The 17,794-nt window shown below is 68.5% G+C and carries 18 protein-coding genes and 1 riboswitch; of the genes, 9 read left to right on the top strand and 9 right to left on the bottom strand.

The features are described 5' to 3' along the window. The 3 genes from M9945_RS19570 to M9945_RS19560 form a co-directional block, all read left to right on the top strand. Positions 1–321: ATP-binding cassette domain-containing protein (locus tag M9945_RS19570; protein WP_367945881.1), on the top strand; the 321-nt coding region annotated here is incomplete at its 5' end. 9 nt (positions 322–330) lie between these two features. Next, positions 331–684, top strand: a complete 354-nt coding sequence (locus M9945_RS19565; RefSeq protein WP_367945880.1) for a DUF6867 family protein — start codon at positions 331–333, stop codon at positions 682–684. Between the two features lie 158 nt (positions 685–842). Next, positions 843–1,943, top strand: a complete 1,101-nt coding sequence (locus M9945_RS19560; protein WP_367945879.1) for a branched-chain amino acid ABC transporter substrate-binding protein — start codon at positions 843–845, stop codon at positions 1,941–1,943. A 75-nt stretch (positions 1,944–2,018) separates the two neighbouring features. Here M9945_RS19560 and M9945_RS19555 read toward each other — a convergent pair whose 3' ends face one another. Both M9945_RS19555 and M9945_RS19550 read right to left on the bottom strand, forming a co-directional pair. Beyond that, on the bottom strand, positions 2,019–2,705 hold the full coding sequence (locus tag M9945_RS19555) for a class I SAM-dependent methyltransferase (protein WP_367945878.1): 687 nt from the start codon (positions 2,703–2,705) through the stop codon (positions 2,019–2,021). A gap of 79 nt (positions 2,706–2,784) precedes the next feature. Then, positions 2,785–3,459 (bottom strand): SH3 domain-containing protein, encoded by a 675-nt coding sequence (locus M9945_RS19550; protein WP_367945877.1) that lies wholly within the window; start codon positions 3,457–3,459, stop codon positions 2,785–2,787. A 404-nt stretch (positions 3,460–3,863) separates the two neighbouring features. On the opposite strand from M9945_RS19550, the gene M9945_RS19545 reads away from it, so the two are divergent. Further along, a complete protein-coding gene (locus M9945_RS19545) occupies positions 3,864–4,652 on the top strand; it encodes an outer membrane protein (RefSeq protein ID WP_367928799.1) in 789 nt (262 codons plus the stop codon). A gap of 124 nt (positions 4,653–4,776) precedes the next feature. Here the strand turns inward: M9945_RS19545 and M9945_RS19540 are convergent, their stop codons facing one another. From M9945_RS19540 to M9945_RS19520, 5 genes are all read right to left on the bottom strand, one after another. After that, the gene (locus M9945_RS19540) at positions 4,777–6,222 is read right to left on the bottom strand and encodes a M48 family metalloprotease (protein ID WP_367945876.1); all 1,446 of its coding nucleotides are present in this window, start codon (positions 6,220–6,222) and stop codon (positions 4,777–4,779) included. Between the two features lie 260 nt (positions 6,223–6,482). After that, entirely contained in the window at positions 6,483–7,193 is a 711-nt protein-coding gene (gene thiQ / locus M9945_RS19535; RefSeq protein ID WP_367945875.1) for a thiamine ABC transporter ATP-binding protein, read from the bottom strand. Then, positions 7,190–8,827, bottom strand: a complete 1,638-nt coding sequence (gene thiP, locus M9945_RS19530) for a thiamine/thiamine pyrophosphate ABC transporter permease (RefSeq protein WP_367945874.1) — start codon at positions 8,825–8,827, stop codon at positions 7,190–7,192. The genes thiQ and thiP overlap by 4 nt, the downstream gene beginning before the upstream one ends. A 292-nt stretch (positions 8,828–9,119) precedes the next feature. Next, positions 9,120–10,121, bottom strand: coding sequence for a thiamine ABC transporter substrate binding subunit (thiB, locus tag M9945_RS19525; RefSeq protein ID WP_367945873.1), 1,002 nt, complete (start codon positions 10,119–10,121; stop codon positions 9,120–9,122). Positions 10,122–10,159: 38 nt separating this feature from the next. Beyond that, positions 10,160–10,274, bottom strand: a riboswitch (TPP riboswitch). An 80-nt stretch (positions 10,275–10,354) separates the two neighbouring features. After that, positions 10,355–11,389 (bottom strand): hypothetical protein, encoded by a 1,035-nt coding sequence (locus M9945_RS19520; protein ID WP_367945872.1) that lies wholly within the window; start codon positions 11,387–11,389, stop codon positions 10,355–10,357. A gap of 175 nt (positions 11,390–11,564) precedes the next feature. Between M9945_RS19520 and M9945_RS19515 the strand changes: the two genes are divergently transcribed. Genes M9945_RS19515 through M9945_RS19500 form a run of 4 tightly spaced genes read left to right on the top strand, consistent with a single transcriptional unit; the run spans position 11,565 to position 14,613 of the window. Next, positions 11,565–12,212, top strand: a complete 648-nt coding sequence (locus M9945_RS19515; protein WP_367945871.1) for a thiamine diphosphokinase — start codon at positions 11,565–11,567, stop codon at positions 12,210–12,212. A 2-nt stretch (positions 12,213–12,214) separates the two neighbouring features. Next, entirely contained in the window at positions 12,215–14,029 is a 1,815-nt protein-coding gene (locus M9945_RS19510) for an ABC-F family ATP-binding cassette domain-containing protein (RefSeq protein ID WP_367945870.1), read from the top strand. A 51-nt stretch (positions 14,030–14,080) separates the two neighbouring features. Next, complete coding sequence (locus tag M9945_RS19505) at positions 14,081–14,320, top strand: type II toxin-antitoxin system CcdA family antitoxin (protein ID WP_367928790.1); 240 nt, start codon at positions 14,081–14,083, stop codon at positions 14,318–14,320. Then, positions 14,320–14,613: a CcdB family protein gene (locus M9945_RS19500; protein WP_367945869.1), complete on the top strand. Its 294-nt coding sequence runs from the start codon at positions 14,320–14,322 to the stop codon at positions 14,611–14,613. The genes M9945_RS19505 and M9945_RS19500 overlap by 1 nt, the downstream gene beginning before the upstream one ends. Positions 14,614–14,619: 6 nt before the next feature. Here M9945_RS19500 and M9945_RS19495 read toward each other — a convergent pair whose 3' ends face one another. Both M9945_RS19495 and M9945_RS19490 read right to left on the bottom strand, forming a co-directional pair. Next, on the bottom strand, positions 14,620–14,991 hold the full coding sequence (locus M9945_RS19495) for a cell division protein ZapA (protein ID WP_367928788.1): 372 nt from the start codon (positions 14,989–14,991) through the stop codon (positions 14,620–14,622). 65 nt (positions 14,992–15,056) lie between these two features. Then, positions 15,057–15,329: a DUF4164 domain-containing protein gene (locus M9945_RS19490; protein ID WP_367928787.1), complete on the bottom strand. Its 273-nt coding sequence runs from the start codon at positions 15,327–15,329 to the stop codon at positions 15,057–15,059. 323 nt (positions 15,330–15,652) lie between these two features. Here M9945_RS19490 and tkt point away from each other — a divergent pair, with 323 nt between their 5' ends. Next, positions 15,653–17,644, top strand: a complete 1,992-nt coding sequence (gene tkt / locus M9945_RS19485) for a transketolase (RefSeq protein ID WP_367945868.1) — start codon at positions 15,653–15,655, stop codon at positions 17,642–17,644. The last annotated feature ends 150 nt before the right edge of the window (positions 17,645–17,794 follow it).

The following is a 17,794-nucleotide window of genomic DNA, read 5'->3' as shown; positions in this document are numbered from 1 at the left end:
GGTACGCTGTCGGGCGGCGAACAGCAGATGCTGGCGATCGCCAGGGCGCTGATGGGCCGACCGAAGCTGCTGTTGCTCGACGAGCCGTCGCTCGGCCTGGCGCCGCTGATCGTGAAGCAGATCTTCGAGGTGATCCGTGAGCTCAACCGGACGGAAGGCCTGACGGTCTTCCTGGTCGAGCAGAACGCGTTCCACGCGCTCAAGCTCGCCCATCGCGGCTATGTCATGGTCAACGGCAACATCACCATGACCGGCACCGGACCGGAACTGTTGAAACGCGAGGAGGTGCGCGCCGCCTATCTCGAGGGCGGGAGGCACTGAGGGCCGATCATGGAAAAAGAGCTTACGCTGATCTGGGAAGTGACGGTGTGGGAATTCCTGTTCGTCACGGTGATCCTCGCCGGAGGCGCTGCGTTCCTGACCGGACGCGCCATCGCGCAATCCTGGCAGAGCGACATCGAACTGTTCGCGTATATGGTGCTTCTGGCGGCGGCGACCCGGTTCATCCATTTCGCGCTGTTCAACGGGACGCTGCTGTCGCTGCATTATTACGTCGTAGACCTCATCGTGCTGGTCGTGATCGGCTTCCTGGGCAAGCGGATGACGCGGGCCGGCCAGATGGCCACGCAATACAGCTTCGACTACGACCGCAAGGGGTCGTTCGGATGGGGCAAGAAGAACTGACGGCATTCACCAATACTGGCTGAAAGCCTTTGATTTCCTCACGAAGTTAAGCTTTCATGCCGTTCAAGCGGGATTTCGATCCCGCAATGCGGAGGCCGGGATCGCGACACCTAACCGGCGCCGCTTCGGGAACATCGGGTGTTCAACAGGGAGTTACCATGAAAAAGGTTCTTTTGGCTGGTGCAGCGCTCAGCCTTCTGATGGCCGGTTCGGCCTGGGCCGACATCAAGATCGCAACGGTCGGTCCCATGACCGGTCAGTATGCGTCGTTTGGCGCCCAGATGAAGGGCGGCGCGGAGCAGGCGGTTGAGGACATCAACAAGGCCGGCGGCGTGAACGGCGAAATGCTGGTTCTGGAAGTCGGCGACGATGCCTGCGATCCGAAGCAGGCCGTGGCTGTCGCCAACCAGCTTGCCGGCTCGGGCACCGTGTTCGTCGCGGGTCACTTCTGCTCGGGTTCGTCGATCCCGGCCTCCGCGGTCTACTCGGAAGAAGGCATCGTGCAGATCTCGCCGGCTTCGACCAACCCGGCTTACACCGACGATCGTCCCGGCCCGGGCACGTTCCGCGTCTGCGGCCGTGACGACCAGCAGGGTGACGTGGCCGGCAAGTATCTCGTCGAGAACTTCGCCGACAAGAAGATCGCCTTCGTCCACGACAAGACCGCCTACGGCAAGGGCCTTGCCGATGCGACCATGGCGGCCTACGAGGCGGCTGGCGGCAAGCCGGCGCTCTACGAAGCCTACACCGCCGGTGAAAAGGACTACACCGCGCTGGTCTCCAAGCTGAAGGCCGAAGGCATCGGCGTGCTGTATGTCGGCGGCTACCACACCGAGGCCGGCCTGATCGTGCGCCAGATGCGCGAGCAGGGCATGGACACCATCCTCATCTCGGGCGACGCGCTCGTCACCGACGAGTACTGGGCGATCACCGGCGAGGCCGGCGAAGGCACGCTGATGACCTTCTCGCCCGACCCGCGCAAGGATCCGGACGCGCAGCCGCTGGTCGAGAAGTTCCGCGCCAAGGGCGTCGAGCCGGAAGGCTACGTGCTCTACACCTACGCCGCGGTGCAGGCCTGGGCTGACGCGGTCAAGGCCGCCGGCTCGACCGACTTCGACGCCGTGGTCGAGGCGCTGAACACGGGCACCTTCAAGACCGTGCTCGGCGAGTCGGGCTTCGACGACAAGGGCGATGTCAAGCTGCCCGGCTACGTCTTCTACGAGTGGAAGGCCGGCACCTACGACTATCTCGAGAACTAGGCCGCCCGGGCCGGTTCACCTTAAAATCGGGAAGGCCCGGCGGGAAACCGCCGGGCCTTTTTCATATCGGCGCCGCTATCGGGCGTAACCTGTCCATCCCCTGAAGGTCAGCCCCGCATAGAACAGGCTGACGCCGGAGAAGCCGGCTTCGCGCAGCATCGCCTCGTCTTCCTCGGGCGACAGGATGGAGAGCTTGGTCGCGATGGCCCGCATGGCGTTTTCGGCATTGGCGGGATCGGTTCCCGCGAAGGCGACGTGACGGGCGATCCACGTCGACCGCTGGGGTTCGGCCCGGGGGACGCTGATATGCGCGACGACGAAGGGCGCATCCGGCGCCAGCCGCCGGCGGACTTCGCGCAGGGTTTCCAGGCGCTGGTCGCGAGGCACGAAATGCAGTGTCAGCAGGCAGACGCCGCCGTCGAACGGCCCTTCCGGCGCAGCGTCAATATAGCCGTGGTGAAGGCGCATCCGCGCGGAATGCGAGCCCGCGACCCGTTCCGCCGCCTCCAGCATATCGGCCGAGGGATCGACGCCGTCGAACGTCCAGTGCGGATGAGCGTCGGCGAGCGCCTTGAGCTCAAGGCCGCCGCCCGCCCCGAGGATCAGAACCCGCCCATGCGACGGGACGCGCTCGGCCAGCAGCAGCGAGGTCATGCGATGAAGATCGGCAAAGCCCGGAACCTGCCTTGGCGGCCCTTCCGCGTAGGACCGCGCATGGGCCGCGCGAAAAGCGTCGGTGTTTCCGGTGGGCAAATCGGGCATGTGGCTGTCCTCGCTCTTCGCCCGGAAGGCCCGGTTTCGGGCTCGACAGCCTTCCGAAAGCGCTCCGCCCCGTCAGGGATCAGCGGTAGTTTATGAAGCTCTTGTAGATGAAGCCGGTGCGGCCCTGATAGCTGATCTCGCACCAGCCGCAATTGGCCTCGGCTTCTATCTGCGCCGAGGCGGGCACCACCATCACCACCTGGCCGCGCTTGTTGGGGGCGGCGCGCAGGTTGACGGCCTGCCTGACGGTGGCCGCGCGCATGGCCGAGCCGCCGGCGCGCGCCGGTTCCGGCTGCGCCCGTGCCGGCACCGCCGGGGCGTCGTTCCGGGCCGGCTGTTCGGCGGGGTTGGCCGGGCGGGGCTGTGGCGCGAAGGCGGTGATTTCCGCCGGCAGCGCCGGCGGGATCGCCGCGGTCGGGCCGGGGTCGGGGACGACGTCGGCGAGGGCGGCGGTTTCCAACTGGGGAGCGATGGGTTCGAGGACGGCTTCGCCGGCCTCGTTGGTCGGCGCGTCCGGAAGCGCGGTGACGAGGGCCGGCTCCTCCGCGGGGCCTTCTTCGGGCTCGGGGGCCGCGGCGATGGCCGGCTCCGGCTCGGCCTGCGGTTCCGCGGCAGCCGGCGTCACGTCGATGTCGGAACTGGTCATCATCGTCGGCAGGCCGCGGGGCTGAAGCCCGAACAGCGTGCCGAACGCCAGCACCAGCGCCACGCCGCCGCACACGCTCAGCACCAGCGGCGCGGCGAGCGCCGGCATCCTTCTCTGCCGGCCGAGGGGCGACAGGAAAGGCTGTTGCGGTCGGCTGGACCTGAACGGGTTGATCACGCCATCTCCATGAACTCGCGCTCCGGCCGCACCGGCATCGCGCCTGCCGATAATAGGCCAAATTGTGTCCGCGGTTTGGTCGCGGGTGCGATATTTTGCCCCGCGCCGTCCTGCATGCCTGCGCCCGGAAAGCGGGTGGAACTGCCGCCGCCGAGCGAAGGTTTCGGCCCGGACCGGCGAAGCATTCGCCGGTGCCGGCGGCCTGCCGGTGCGGGCAACAGAGTTAATCGACACGGTTAATCACGGCTTAACCTTTCCCTTTCATTATCCATGCCGAGTTAAATCCCATGCCGGCGATGCCCCGCACAATCCCGGCCAGACCAAGGGTGAAGCCGATGCTGAAACTGCATACTCCGTTCGTGATGGGCGCCGTCCTGTCGATGGCCGTGGCGCTGCCGGCCACTGCGGCCGACTGGATTCCCGAGCCGCCGGTGATCGAATATCCGGATCCCGAGCCCGCGCCGGTCTATGGCGGCTGGTATCTGCGCGGCCATATCGGCGGCAGCAACCAGCGCTTCCGCGGTCTGGAGAACGCGGTCAACTCGGCCGGCCCCTTCCAGTGGGTCGACAAGGGCGGCTTCTCCAGCGCGCCGATCTTCGGCGGCGGCGTCGGCTACAAGGTCAACGACTATCTGCGCCTCGACGGCATCGTCGAGTATCGCGGCAAGTCGTCCTTCACCGCGCTCGACCGCTATCCGGCCGCGGGCGGTCCCGGAACGGGCGGCACCAACGAATACAGCGCCAAGAAGTCCGAACTGCTGCTGATGGTCAACGCCTATGCCGATCTCGGCGAGTTCCACGGCGTCACGCCCTATATCGGCGCCGGCCTCGGCGCGTCGCGCAACACGATCAGCCATTTCCGCGACGTGAACGTGCCGCAAAGCAGCGTCTTCTACGCCGACAAGGATTCGACCTGGCAGCTTGCCTGGGCGCTGCATGCCGGCGTCGGCATCAAGGCGACCGACCGCATGACCATCGACCTCGGCTACAGCTACGTCCATCTCGGCGACGGCAGGACCAAGGATGCGATCGCCTATGACGGATCGAGCAATATCGGCCCGTTCAAGTTCAAGGACCTCGCCTCGCACGACTTCAAGGTCGGCGTGCGCTACTCGCTGTTCTAGGCGCCGCACGACGGCCCGTCCGGGCCGCCAGCCTTGCCTGCCCCATGATACATCGCCCGGAAGCGGACCCCGCTTCCGGGCGATGTCCGTTCTAGGTCAGGGCCAGTCGGTCAGGACCGGTGGGTCAGGGCTTGTCGGTGACGATCTTGACGCGCTGGCCGGCCGAGACGGTGGCGCCGGCGCCGAGCGCGTTGATCAGGCGGAACATGTCGAGCTTGCGCTCGACGCCTTCCATCTGCGCGGCGAGCGTCGCCACGGTGTCGCCGGGCCGCGCCGTCACGATCCTGATCTTGAGCGGCTTGATCGCGTCGCGCTCGCCGGGGGTCAGAGTGCGGAAGCTGGTGCGCACGGTGCCGGCCACGCGCTCCAGCGCGTCGCTGCTCGCCGGGGCCGCGGTCAGGAGGCGATAGACCTGGCCGTTGGCGCGCACCACGGTGACGTCGAACTGCCACTTGTCGGCGCGGGCGCGGGCGGAGACCGCCTCGTTGCCGTTGATGGTGAGCGGGCGCACGCTGGCATTGTCGAGGCCGGCGACCCAGCCCGAGCGCACATAGTCGGACAAGGGCACGCGCTGGTCGAGCGAGACGCCGTCGAAACGGATCGCCATGTCGCCGGGGCCGGCCGCGGTGACGGCGGCCGCCGAATTGTCGATGACGAAGCCTTCCGGCACCGAGAAGCTGACGCCGAGCTGCGGATGCAGGAAGGTGCGGCCGCGCACATAGCCCTCCTGCGGCGTGTCGCCGAACAGCATGCCGTCGATGCCGGCGAGGAAGGCGTCGCGGCCGCGCTCGCCGGTGCCGGGCGCGCCGATCTGGCGGGCGTGGCGCTGCGCCAGCTCGATGCGCTGCGGCGCGCTCGGGTGGCTCGACAGGAAGTCGAGGCCCTCGTCGGTCTGGCCGGTGACGCTGCGCGAGGCGCTGTAGGCGTCCATCGCCTGCAGGAAGCGGGCGGCGGCGAACGGGTCGTAGCCGGCGCGGGCGATGGCGCGGATGCCGATGGCGTCGGCCTCCAGCTCCTGGTTGCGCGAGAACTGCGCGAGGCGCAGCTTGCCGCGCACCAGCGCCACCCGCGCCGCCGGGTCCTTGCCGAGCACGTCGTTGACGACCTGCGTCGCCAGCACTTCCTCGGCTTCCTTCTGCTGGCGCTGGATGCCGTGATTGGCGGTGACGTGCGCCATCTCGTGCGCCAGCACGGCGGCGATCTCGGCCGAATCGTTGGCGAGGGCGAGCAGGCCGCGCGTGACGTAGAGATAACCGCCTGGCAGGGCGAAGGCGTTGATGGCGGGCGAGTTGAGGATGGTGATCTGGTAGGTCTGGTTCGGATTCTCGGGGTCGAGCGTCAGCGAGCCGACGACGCGCGCCACCATGCGCTCCAGCTTGGCGTCGGAATATTCGCCGCCATAGGTGGCGAGGATACGCGGGTGCTGCTCGCGCGCCAGCGCGGCCATGCGGTCGTTGCGGGTGACGGTGTCGACCGTCACCGGGTTGGTCGAGGGGCGGAAGGCGTCGTCCGTGACCCCGGTCAGCGCCTGACACCCGGCAAGGAGGAGCGCAAGGGCGACGACGGGCATCGTGACGAACCCTGTCGGGCCGCGCCGTGAGGAGCGGGCCGGCCAAAGGGCTGTCCGGTCCTTCAATGCGTCCTTCATCGGGGTCGACAGGGCTCCGTGTCCTTTCTTTCGAGCGTCCGGCTGCGTAGATGATTCCAGCCGCAGGATGCAGGCCGGCCTATGTCAATTCCGTAAAGGAAACAACCCGAACCGCCATCGCGTTCCGGTGTCGCGCGCAATTGTGTCCGCTTCCGGGCGAAGGCGCGGCGGGTCAAGTACGTTCATGCGCCGATATAGGCGCGGAAGCCGGCGGGGGCGTTGGCCGAGAACATCACCTCCACGGGAGCGAAGGCGGCGATACGACCCTCGTCGACGAAGGCGATGCGGCGGCAAAGCGCGCGCGCGTCGTGCGGCTGGTGCGTCACCATCAGGATCGTCATCTTCCGCTCGGCGTGGAGATCGCGCACCAGATCGAGCATCTCGCGGCGCAGCGCCGGGCCGAGCGAGGCGAAGGGCTCGTCGAGCAACAGCACCGGCCGGTCGCGCACCAGCACCCGCGACAGGGCGACGCGCTGGCGCTCGCCGCCCGACAACTCGGCCGGCAGCCGCTTCTCCTTGCCGGAAAGCCCGGTGCGGGCGAGCGCGGCGGCGATGTCGGCGCGGTCCCGCTCGTTCAGCTTCAGCGACGGCGAACGGCCGAGGCCGACATTCTGCTCGACGTTCAGATGGGCGAAGAGGTTGTTCTCCTGGAACACCATCGAGACGGGCCGCGCCGCCGGCGGCAGGCGCGTCAGATCGTCGCCGCCGATCAGTATGCGTCCGGCAGTGGGTCGCTCGAAGCCGGCGACGAGGTTGAGCAGGGTCGATTTTCCCGAGCCGCTCGGCCCCATCACGGCAACGATCTCGCCGGCCTCGACCGCGAGGTCGAAGCGCATCGGCGCCTCGCCATAGCTGAACTCGACCGCCTCGAGCCTGACATCCGCGCCGCTCATCGCCTGTTCCTCCCGCGTTCGGCCAGCATCATCAGGCCGAGGCAGACCACGCCGAGGATCAGCGCCAGCCCGGCCGCGTCGGCGGTGCGGTAGCTGCCCATGCGGGCATAAAGCAGATAGGGCAGCGTCTGCACCGCGTCCGAGCCGAACAGGGCGATGACGCCGAGATCGCCGAGGGACAGCGCCATGGCGAAGGCGAGCGCGGTGAAGGCCGGACGGCGGATGGACGGCCAGTCGATCAGCCTGAGGCGATTGAAGCCCGATATGCCGAGCTGCGCGGCCAGCTTCTCGTGGCGGGCGCTCGCCGCGTCCCAGGCCGGGCGGATGGCGCGCACAGCGAACGGCATCGCCATCACCGCGTTGACCGTGACGACCATGATGGGGGCCATGGCGAACAGCCGCCCCGTGCCTTGCAAGGCAACGAACCAGCCGGCGCCGAGGACGATGGGCGGGACGACGAGGACAAGGCTGGCGCCGGTGTCGAGCATCCGCTCGAGAAGCGAGGGCCGTGCCGTGCGCGGCCGCTTCATTTCCAGCGCCCTCCGCGCCGCGACCAGCGAGAGCGACAGGGCGACGCTGAGCAGCGCGGCGGCGAGCGCGAGGACGAGGCTGGTCACCGTCGCGGCATGGACGGCCGGGTCGGCGGCGAGGCGGGCGAGGTCGGCCTTCAGGCCGGCGATGGCCACCGCCGCCAGCGGCCCGGCGACGAAGGCGAGCGCGGCGAGGATCAGCGCGCCGTTGACCGCGCGCTCGGCCCGGCCGGCGACGGCAGGCCGGCGCGGGGCAACGGGGAGGTTCGCATCGCCGGTCATGTCCGCGCCGAGCCGCATCAGGAAGGCGACGGCGCAGACGGTGAGGCCGATCTGCAGCGCCGTCAGCGCCACGGCGCGGGCGGGGTCGAAATCGAAGCGCAACGCCTGATAGATCGCCACCTCCAGCGTGGTCGCGGCCGGGCCGCCGCCCAGCGTCAGCACGATGGTGAAGGAGGTGACGCACAGCATGAAGACGAGGCCGGCGACGCCGGGAAGCGCGGCGCGCAGCGCCGGCCACTCGATCAGCCGGAACGAGGCGCGCGCGCCCATGCCGAGCTGCGCCGCCAGCCGCCACTGGTCGGCCGGCACCGCCTCCAGCGCCTGGAGCAGGAAGCGGGTGGCGAGCGGCAGGTTGAAGAAGACATGGGCGACGAGGATGCCCGAAAGCCCGTAGATGCCCTGCCAGCGCGTGCCGGTGAGCATCGTCAGCGTGTCGGCGAACAGCCCGGCCCGGCCGAGGAGCGCGAGGACCCCCATGGCGGCGACGATGGCCGGCAGCGCCAGCGGCAGCGCGAACAGCTTGAGGATCAGCCCCCGGCCGGGAAAGGACGGGTGCCGCGCCAGCGCCCGCGCGACGAAGACGGCGGGAGCGACCGACAGCAGCGTCGACAGCGCCGCCTGCCACAGGGTGAAACCGACGACGCGCGCCAGATAGGCGTCGAAGGCGGACGCCGCGCCCGACCAGTCGCGCGCGGCGACGAGAATCAGCCCGGCGAACGCGCCTCCGACCAGCAGCCCGACGAGGCCGAGCCCGGCGACGCCGGCAAGGACGCGGCCGTCGCGCGGCGGGGATCTGGTCTGTGCCGTGTCCGATGCTTCCATGGTCGCCCCGCCCCTCATCCGGCCCTACGGGCCACCTTCTCCCCGTGGACAGGGAGAAGGGGATGGCGGCAAGGTCCTTGCTTTCCCTGCGACCGTGGCGATCGGATCAGGCATCGCGGCAGCGTCCCTTCTCCCCGTTCACGGGGAGAAGGTCCCGGCAGGGGGATGAGGGGCAGCGGAAGCGCTCCGGGGAACAGTGCTGCGCTGCGCCGGCTGGGCTCATCCATCACAAGACGACGGTCGCCGAACCGGCGCACGGCGTAGGTTCGCATTCGGGTCGAGGCCGGCCGCGCTAGCGGCTCATCACGTCGAGCCATTCCCTGATCCAGGCCTGCCGGTTCTGCGCCACTTCCTGCGGCGTGAAGGTCAACGTCTTTGCCGGCTTCACGGCCCGCTCGAACGCCGCGTTGAGCGGCCCGGAGGTCGGGGCGGCCGGGAACATCCAGTTGGTCTCGGGGATCGCATCCTGGAAGGCCGGCGTGGTCATGAAGTCGAGGAACTTCTGCGCCAGCGGATTGGCCTCGCCCCTGACGGTGCGGGCCGCCACCTCGACTTGCAGATAGTGCCCTTCGGCGAAGGCGGCGGCCTTGTAGCGCTCCGATCCTTCCGCGATCTCGTGATAGGCGGGCGAGGTGGTGTAGGACAGGACCATCGGCACCTCGCCATTGGTGAACAGGCCATAGGCCTCGCTCCAGCCGGGGGTGACGGTCAGCACCCTGCTCTTCAGCTTGGCCCATGCTTCAGGCGCCTCGTCGCCATAGACGGCCCGGACCCAGAGCAGCAGGCCGAGCCCCGGCGTCGAGGTGCGCGGGTCCTGGATGGCGATCTTGTCGGCGGCGTCGCCCTCGACCAGCTCCTTCAGGCTCGCCGGCGGTGCGGGAACCGCCTCGCTGTCGTAGACGAAGGCGAAATAGCCGTAGTCGTAGGGCACGAAGGTGTCGTCGTCCCAGCCGCCGGGAACGGAAACGCGCTCCAGCGATACGCCGTGCGGCGCGAAAAGCCCGGTCTCCCTGGCCTCGAAGGTCAGGTTGGTGTCGAGTCCGAGGACGATGTCGGCCTGCGTATTCGCCCCTTCGAGCCGGAGGCGATTGAGCAGCGCCACGCCGTCGGCGACGGCGACGAACTCGACGTCGCAACCGCATTCGACCTCGAACGCCTTCTCGACCGCCGGGCCGGGGCCCCAGTCGGCTGTGAAGCTGTCATAGGTGTAGACGGTGAGCTTGCCTTCAGCCGCGGCAGGCGCGGCGAGGAGCGCCAGCGTGGCCGCGGCAAGGATGATCTTTCTGTTGCGCATCGGCGCCTCCTTCTTTTGCGTTGCAAGGGAATGGCGCCATACGAGAAGCGTCTAATCCCTCCGCCGGTATGAACCGGATCAGGTTCCGCGGGTTGGCGTTCGCGCCTCTCAGCCGGCGAGCGAAACTCGCCGCCGGCACCCCGTTAGAGCATCGAAAGAAATAGGGCGGCGCGACCGCGGAAGCAAGCCTTTGTCGCGGCGGCGCGGGCGTCTGGTTGCGCCTGTCCGCGCGCTCAGGCCGGGTCTTGCCGGTGCGTTCTCAGGATGAATTCCGCCTGTTCCCGCACGGACGGCGAGCGGTCCCGAAGCAACGGCGTAGCGATGCGCCGCGCGACCAGTCCGTCGACCTCATGGCGAATAAGGCCCGACGTCGCGACCCGGCGCACGATGGCCGACCGGTCATTCGCGCTCGCTTCGATCACGGGGATGCGGGGCGCGCCATGATCGAGAGGCCGGTGGCGGTAGGTCGTCTCGCGACACCGCAGGCCCATCGACTTGTCGATCCAGCGCCATGTCCACCCGTCCGGCCATGTCGCATGACCGTCGATCAACGCCTGTGCGGCGACGGCGCGAACCGATGGCTGAACGGCGTCCCGGGCGAGCGTTTCCAGATGGGCGTCGAGGCTTCCTTCCCGCAGCGCATATCGCAGGATTGTCGCCATCGGGCCAGTGCGACGGGTGCGGATGCTTGCCGCCAGGCAATCCGCCACGTCCGGGCGGGCGAACGCCGTGCGCAGCACATGCCGCTCGTCCGTCCATCGCCCCCAGCTGTTCTCCCTTGCGAGAAGGGTCAGCGCGGCCTCCGCAACGATGGCGGGCGCGGTCATCGGGAAACAGCGCGCCGCGCATTCGGCCGCGGCCTCCCGCACGGGAGCGGCCCAGTCGTTCAGGCGCCACGCGATCGCAGCGAAGAGGAAGGGGCTCGGTATCGGAGCGTCGAGACGCCGCAGCGCCGCCTCGCGGACGTGGCCGTCCCTGTGAAACAGGAAGAGAAATTCGAGGCCGGAAACGCGACCGAGCTGATCGATGTCGGCCATGCAGGGCGAAAAAAGGCGGACCAGGAGCGGATACTTTCGCCGCCATCTTCGCAGGTTCGCGGCGTGCGCTATCTCGCTGTCGGCTCGCACGACGATCGCGGGCGGAAGCGCGTTGATCGCGTCCAGCATGCCGTCGAATTCGCGGCTGATGGGCAATTGCCGTTCCAGCCTCGATCCCAGATCGTTCAGTCCGGCGCGCAATCCGTCCGGTAAAACCGAGTTCATCGACATGCCTGAGTGTTCCGCTTGTCGCGGCATTCCCGATCAAGGCGGCGGTTTCATGGCCGCCATCTCAACGTTGCGACCGAGCTTCGCACCCCTGGCGAGGGGCTGCAACGGATCGCGGAGGGAAACCCGCCGCCGGCGCGCTTCCTCTGCGGCGGCCTGCCGTGATAGAGGCGGGGCCATGACCCGCTTCGCGCTTCTCCTCGGCGGCGACCTCGTCGTCACGCCGCGCCTCTCCCGCCAGCTTGCCGGCACGCGGGTGATCGCCGCCGATTCCGGCATGCGCCATGCCGCCGCGCTCGGGGTGACGCCCGAATTGTGGACCGGCGATTTCGACTCGGTCGAGGAGGGGCTGCGCGCCCACCATGCCGGCGTGCCGATGGAGATCTTCCCGCCGGAAAAGGACCAGACCGACGGCGAGATCGCGGTCGATGCGGCGCTGAAGCGCGGCGCGCGCGAGCTGGTGCTGGTCGGCGCGTTCGGCGGCGAGCGGGCCGACCACGCCTATCTTCATCTCGCCGCCGCGCTGCGCCTTGCCGGCGACGGCGTCTCCTGCCTGCTGACCAGCGGCGTGCAGGAGGGCGTGCCGCTCCTGCCCGGGCGCGAGACCGAATTCGATTTCGAGGATGGCACGCTGTTCAGCGTGCTCGCCTTCTCCGACCTCGCGGGGCTGACCCTTTCCGGCGCCAAATGGCCGCTTCAGGACCGTTTCGTGCCGTTCGGCTCGTCGCTGACGCTTTCCAACGAGGTGCGGGGGGCGCTGACGGCGTGCCTTGCGCAAGGCCGCGCCCTCGTCGTCGCCCGCCCGACCTCCCATTACGCATTGTGACCATGGCTCCTCCGCTTCTCCTGCTCGACGACATCAGATTGACATTCGGCGGCGCTGCGCTGCTCGACGGGGCCGCGCTTTCCGCCTCGGCCGGCGACCGGATCGCGCTCGTCGGACGCAACGGCTCGGGCAAGTCGACGCTGCTCAAGATCGCCGCCGGCATGGTCGAGCCGCAGGAGGGCGAGGTGTTCCGCCAGCCGGGCGCGACCGTGCGCTATCTGCCGCAGGAGCCGGACTGGCAGGGGGCACGAACCGTGCGCGCCTATGTCGAGGCCGGCCTCGGCCCCGCCGACGACCCCTATCGCGCCGCCTACATGCTCGAAAGCCTTGGGCTCAGCGGCGACGAGGACCCGGCGACGCTGTCGGGCGGCGAGGCGCGGCGCGCCGCGCTCGCCCGGGTGCTGGCGCCCGAGCCCGACATCCTCCTGCTCGACGAACCGACCAACCATCTCGACCTCACCACCATCGAATGGCTGGAGGGCGAATTGCAGCGGACGAAGTCGGCGCTGATCGTGATCTCGCACGACCGCCGTTTCCTCGAACGGATCTCGCGGGTCGTGGTCTGGCTCGACCGTGGCGTGACGCGGCGGCTGGAAAAGGGCTTTGCCCATTTCGAGGAATGGCGCGACGCGATCCTTGAGGAGGAGGAGAAGGAGCAGCACAAGCTCGGCCGCCAGATCGTGCGCGAGGAGCACTGGCTGCGCTACGGCGTCACCGCGCGGCGCAAGCGCAACATGCGCCGGCTCGGCGAGCTTCAGGCGATGCGCGCGCGCCACCGCGGCCACAAGGGCGCGGAAGGGCTGGCGACGATGACCGCCTCGGAAGGGCCGGAATCCGGCAGGCTGGTCATCGAGGCCAAGGCCATCTCCAAGAGCTATGGCGACATCGCGGTCGTGAAGGAGTTTTCCGCCCGCATCCAGCGCGGCGACCGCGTCGGCTTCGTCGGGCCGAACGGGGCGGGCAAGACGACGCTGCTCAAGATGCTGACGGGGATGCTCGAGCCCGATTCGGGGACGGTGCGGCTCGGGGCCAATCTCGAGATCGCCGCGCTCGACCAGAAGCGCGAGCTCGATCCGGGCGAGACGCTGGCGCACTACCTGACCGACGGGCGCGGCGACAGCGTGATCGTCAACGGCGAGGAAAAGCACGTCGTCTCCTACATGAAGGATTTCCTGTTCAAGCCCGAGCAGGCCCGCACCCCGGTGCGCGAGCTTTCCGGCGGCGAGCGGGCGCGGCTGGTGCTGGCGCGGATTCTAGCGCGGCCGGCCAATCTTCTCGTGCTCGACGAGCCGACCAACGACCTCGACATGGAAACGCTCGACCTGTTGCAGGAGCTGGTCGCGAACTATGCCGGCACCGTCCTGCTGGTCAGCCACGACCGCGATTTCCTCGACCGCACCGTCACCAGCACCATCGCGCCGGACGGGGGCGGGCGCTGGGTGGAGTATGCCGGCGGCTATTCCGACATGCTGGCCCAGCGCGGCGGCGCCCGGCTCGACGAGCGCGGCGCGCGGCGCGGCAGGGACGGGCCGGAGAAGAAGGCGAAGGCGGAACCGAAGCCGGCGGCGGCCGCCTCGGCGCGAAAACTGTCCTACAAGCAGAAATACGCGCTGGAGACCCTGCCCAAGCAGATGGACGAGGCGCACGGTAAGATCGCCGCGCTGGAAGCGAGGATCGCCGATCCGGCCTTCTACGCCCGCGACCCGCAGGGCTTCGCCAAGGTCGCGGCCGATCTCGATGCGCTGCGCGAAAAGCTCGCCGCCATGGAGGAGGAGTGGCTGGAGCTGGAGATGCTGCGCGAGGAGATCGAGGGGTGACATCCGCTCGGTTTTTGCGCATAATAGATGCGCAGAAATAAGAGCTTTCCGATGCGCAATGAAGCGCCAGCCGTCCGCAAGGCCGCGAACCTCTCCATCGACGTCGATCTGCTCAGCGAAGCCAAGGCGCTGTCGGTCAACATTTCACGCGCGGCTGAAACCGGCATCGCCGAAGCGGTGCGCAAGGAAAAGGAACGGCTCTGGAAGGAAGAGAACCGGGAGGCGATTGAGAGCTCCAATCGCTGGGTCGAGGAACACGGCCTGCCACTGGCCAAATATCGCCAGTTCTGATGGCTCGGTTCGATCTCTATCGTGATGGCGAAAATTTCCTTCTGGACGTGCAGGCTGATACGCTCTTCCAATTGAACACCCGTGCGGTGGTGCCCGTCAGGCTTCCGAATGCGGCGCCGCTGCCCGCGCGCCGGCTCAATCCAGTGTTCGAGATCGCTGGACGGCGTTATGTGATGGTGACCCAGTTTATCTCCGCGGTGTCGGAGCGCGACTTGCGGCACAAGGACGGCAATCTCACCGACCATCGCGACGAGATCACCGCGGCGCTGGATTTCCTCTTTCAGGGCTTCTGAGTCTTCTCAGACCACCGGCCGTTCCGCGTTGAGCCGGGCCGCCAGCCCTTCCATGCGCTCGGCGAGGGTGGAGAGCGCGCCGGTCAACGCGGCGTCGTTCTTGTCGGCCTTCACCAGCGCGTCGTCGCGCGTCTTGCGCAGGGTGGCGATCTCGCTTTCCATGCCGCGCACGCGCTTCTGCAATTCGTTGAGCTCGTCCATGATCATGATGCCGGCCATGACGGTCAGGCGCTGGTCGCCGATCTCGCCGAACGAGCCCTTGAGGTGGAGGACATAGCGGTCGAAGCGGGAGGCGAGCTCCATCAGGTGCTCCTCCTGGCCCTCGTCGCAGGCCATGCGGTACTGCTTGCCGTCGATGGTGACCGTCACCTGGGCCATGGCGTCCTCTCAATATTTTCGCAATTCCGGACGGAAAACCGCGTCACACTTTTCCTGGAACTGCTCTATCTGTCGAGCACCGCGCGGATCGTCTCCATCGCGGTGACGAGGCGGCGCGAGACCTCCTTGTTGGCCTGCTCCAGCCGCTCGGAGCGCGCCTCGGAACTGTCGAGCTCCTGGGCGAGGCGGGCGCGGTCGGCGTTCATGCGCTGGACCTCGGCCTCGGCCTCGCCATAGTCCTGCTCGCGCTCGAGGCGCGCGGACACCGCATCCTCGAGCGCGTCGATCGCCTTGCCGAGGCGCGCAATCACTTCCCTGAGGGTCGCTTCCCCGGTCATCGCTTCCGTTCCAGCCTGTCCGGTCGTCCGGGCGGGCTCGCCAACCGGCCTTGCCAGCCCATGTCGCCGGTCCACCTCGTTCGTAGCCCGTCCGCCCCGGCCGGCGCCATGTCGCCGAATCGCGCGCATTGCCAGCATCTTGAACCTGAAACATTAGGCGGCGTGTCAACGCCGCGTCAACGCGCCTGTCGCGAACTTCCCCGGCAAAGGCGTGGAGGCCTCGCCTGCGGCGTTGACTCGGGGGCCGCGCCTGCTATGTGTCGCCTCGACCTTGACGGCCCTTTCCGGGCCATTTTTCGCGCCGGACGACGAGCGAGAGACTCATGACCTCACGAGAAATGCACGACCGCATGGCGAACGCCATCCGCTTCCTTTCCGCCGACGCCATCGAGAAGGCGAATTCCGGCCATCCGGGCCTGCCGATGGGCGCGGCCGACATCGCCACGGTGCTGTTCACCCGCTTCCTCGCCTACGACCCGCAGAAGCCGGACTGGGCCGACCGCGACCGCTTCGTGCTGTCGGCCGGCCACGGCTCGATGCTGCTCTATTCGCTGCTCTACCTGACAGGCTACGAGGACATCGACCTCGACCAGATCAGGCATTTCCGCCAGCTCGGCTACAAGACCGCCGGCCACCCCGAATGGGGCCACGCCGCCGGCATCGAGACGACCACCGGCCCGCTCGGGCAGGGGCTCGCCAACGCGGTGGGCATGGCGCTGGCCGAGCGCATCCTCAACGCCCGCTTCGGCGACGGGCTCGTCGACCACCACACCTATGTGCTGGCCGGCGACGGCTGCCTGATGGAGGGCATCAGCCAGGAGGCGATCTCGCTCGCCGGGCACCTGAAGCTCAACAAGCTGATCGTCATCTGGGACGACAATAACATCTCCATCGACGGCGCGATCTCGCTGTCCGACTCGACCGACCAGCGCGCCCGCTTCGCGGCCTCGGGCTGGAACACGCTCGCCGTCGACGGCCACGACCCGGAGGCCATCGCCACGGCGCTGGAAGCGGCGAAGCGCTCCGACCGGCCGACGCTGATCGCGGCCAAGACCACCATCGGCTTCGGCGCTCCGACCAAGTCCGGCACCTCCAAGGTCCACGGCTCGCCGCTCGGCGCGGAAGAGCTCGCCGGCGCGCGCAAGGCGCTCGGCTGGGACGCGGAGCCCTTCACCGTTCCTTCCGACGTGCTCGACGCCTGGCGGCTCGCTGGCCTGCGTTCGGCCAAGGAGCGCAAGGAGTGGGAGAAGCGCCTCGGCGCGGCGGATGCCGAGACGCGCGGCGAGTTCGAGCGGCGCATGCGCGGCGACCTGCCGGCCGGCCTCGACGAGGCCATCGACGCCTATAAGCAGAAGCTCGCCGCCGACAAGCCGAAGGTGGCGACGCGCAAATCCTCGGAAATGGCGCTCGAGATCATCAACGGCATCGTGCCGGAGACCATCGGCGGCTCGGCCGACCTGACCGGCTCGAACAACACCAAGACCAGCCAGACCGGTCCGATCAAGCCGGGCGACTATTCCGGCCGTTACGTCTTCTATGGCATCCGCGAGCACGGCATGGCCGCGGCCATGAACGGCATGACGCTGCATGGCGGCGTCATCCCCTATGGCGGTACCTTCCTGACCTTCTCGGACTATGCGCGGCCGGCGATGCGGCTCGCCTCGCTGATGGGCATCCGCTCGATCTTCGTCATGACGCACGATTCGATCGGCCTCGGCGAGGACGGCCCGACGCACCAGCCGGTCGAGCATCTGGCGGCGCTGCGTGCCATCCCCAACCACATCGTGCTTCGGCCCGCCGACGCGGTGGAAGCGGCGGAAGCGTGGCAGGTGGCGCTGAAATCGACGGGGACGCCGACGACGCTGGCCCTGACCCGCCAGAACCTGCCGGCGGTGCGCACCGAGCACACGGGCGAGAACCTGACCGCGCGCGGCGCCTACGAGCTTGCCGCGGCCAAGGGCGAGGCGAAGGTCACGATCTTCGCCACCGGCTCGGAAGTCGAGATCGCGCTCGCCGCCAAGGCCGAGCTCGACAAGCGCGGCCATGCCGCCCGCGTCGTCTCGGTGCCGTCCTTCGAGCTGTTCTTCCGGCAGGAGGACGCCTATCGCGAAGGCGTCATCGGCAAGGCGCCGGTCCGGATCGCCGTCGAGGCCGGCATCCGCCAGGGCTGGGACGCGATCATCGGCTCGGACGGCCTGTTCGTCGGCATGACCGGCTTCGGCGCCTCGGGCCGCATCGAGGACCTTTATCCGCATTTCGGCATCACCGCCGAGGCGGTGGTCGCAGCGGCCGAGAAGCGACTGGCGCGGGGCTGACGGGCACGGGCTGGCGATCGAACCTTAGCGCCGCCCCTCATCCGCCCTTCGGGCACCTTCTCCCCGTGAACGGGGAGAAGGAAGAAGCGGCAACGTCGCGGCCATCTCTCCTCTCCCCGTTCACGGGGAGAGGATGCCGGCAGGCAGGTG

This window comes from Aquamicrobium sp., from assembly GCF_023954335.1.
In the GTDB taxonomy this organism is placed as follows: Bacteria; Pseudomonadota; Alphaproteobacteria; order Rhizobiales; family Rhizobiaceae; genus Aerobium.
The sequence above is the reverse complement of the archived record's forward strand: the minus strand, read 5'-3'. Positions and strand labels throughout refer to the sequence as shown.